The 1729-nt window shown below is 56.2% G+C and carries 2 protein-coding genes and 1 tRNA gene; 1 reads left to right on the top strand and 2 read right to left on the bottom strand.

The window, feature by feature from the left end:
* A partial coding sequence (gene fmt, locus ACOSYY_RS08470) for a methionyl-tRNA formyltransferase (RefSeq protein ID WP_421661830.1) occupies positions 1-700 on the bottom strand: 700 nt, incomplete at its 3' end.
* Between the two features lie 87 nt (positions 701-787).
* Between fmt and ACOSYY_RS08465 the strand changes: the two genes are divergently transcribed.
* A tRNA-Met gene (locus tag ACOSYY_RS08465) sits at positions 788-864 on the top strand.
* Here the strand turns inward: ACOSYY_RS08465 and ACOSYY_RS08460 are convergent.
* Positions 843-1729 (bottom strand): recombinase family protein (locus tag ACOSYY_RS08460; protein ID WP_421661829.1); only part of this gene is annotated, 887 nt, incomplete at its 5' end. The genes ACOSYY_RS08465 and ACOSYY_RS08460 overlap by 22 nt on opposite strands.

The following is a 1729-nucleotide window of genomic DNA, read 5'->3' as shown; positions in this document are numbered from 1 at the left end:
AGGCCCCCGGCCAGGGAGAAAGTCCTCGCACTCGATCGGCAAGCGCGGTTGCATTCATCGTCCAATCGATCAGGCCGTCTTCTTTTTTCAGGAGCGGCGCCAAGGTCGCCTGCCCATCGTCTTGCTTCGTCGGCGTCAGCGTTCCGGCTTTCAATTGTGTAATCGTCTCGACAAGCAACCGTCCTCCCAACTCCGCCAGGCGAGGCGCCAATGTCCCCGCCGTGTCGTCCGGCGAGATTTCCAATTTCTCCTGGAGCAGCATCGGCCCCGTATCCATTCCTTCATCCATGAGCATCGTGGTAATACCCGTTTCGGTCTCACCATTGATGACGGCCCACTGCACCGGAGCTGCGCCCCGATATTTCGGCAAGAGTGAGCCATGTACATTCACGCAGCCTATCGGAGGAAGCCGAAGAATCGGTGTATGCAGAATGCGCCCGTACGCCGCGACGGCAATCAGGTCCGGCTGCCAGGCGGAAAGCGCCTGCAAGAATTCCGGTGTGCGGATCTTCAGCGGCTGAAGGATGGGAATACCGGCACGTTCCGCCACGAGTTTCACGGGTGGAGCGACGAGTTGTTGCCCTCGCCCCTTCGGTCGGTCCGGCTGTGAAACCACTCCGACGACCTGGTCATCAGATCGAAGGAGCGCTTCGAGCGACGGCACGGCAAATTCCGGTGTGCCCATGAAGACGATGCGCATGCTTTCGCTTTATCATCGTGTTAGCCGGAATGCAATCATGCAACACCTCAACTTGACTTGCTGTTCGGCCCTTTGTTAGCATCCGGTCGCGGGGTGGAGCAGCCTGGTAGCTCGTTGGGCTCATAACCCAAAGGTCAGAGGTTCAAATCCTCTCCCCGCAACCAACAAGATTTAACTTCCTTTTTCCTCCATTTATCAGCTGTATAAGCCCTTCGTAGCGTCCCGTGAGGGTGGCCGTTAGGTACCCCTCGGGCATAGGCTTCAGCCAGATATCCCCGAGGAGCATCCGCACCTGCTCACGTGCCTGGGGCATATGCTTGGTGGAAAGCCCCCCAATCCCATCGATAACAGCCTGATAGCGTTCCTTGGCCCTTGGTACCATCATTATGACCGTGTCCGATGTCTCCTCGTTTATCCGCTGAAGCCGGGCGCGTTCTGCTTCGGCTTTCTCTAGTTCTGACTTCGTCGTTGGGGTCAGAATTCCCGCCTTGATCGCCTTTGTGATATTCGCAATTTCTTTTTCCACTTTGAGGAGCTGGGAGGGATGCGGTTTGCGATCCCGGCACCGCTCGGTCAAAAGTCGAGTGTACTCTTTCAGAAATAGATCAATCCCTTCCGGCGTGAAGAGGTCGCGTTGAAGTTCGGCCAGAATTTTTTCTTCAACCAAGGTGCGAGAGACGCGCAGGTTGTTGGAGCAGACAGTCGGCCCTCGGTCCGCATTGCCGCCGCAACCATATTGATAATATGATCGCATGACGAAATTCGCCCCACACACTTCACATTTCAAGAGGCTGGACAGGAGATACTTTGGACTGCGTGGCCTGGTCATGGTCCATTTCTTCTGCATTTTGCGCCGCTGTTGAACCCGCTCCCATAAGTCCTGTGGGATGATGCGCAACTCTGGTTGCTCCGTTACAATCCATTCAGACTCTGGACGCAACTCCGGTTTCTTCCGCTTGGTCTCGGGATTTCGCACCCACTGGCGCCGGTTCCAGATGACCTGCCCAATGTAGATGGGGTTGGCCAAAA

The sequence above is a fragment of the Nitrospira sp. BLG_2 genome, from assembly GCF_049222245.1.
This window is presented reverse-complemented; position numbering and strand designations above follow the sequence as displayed.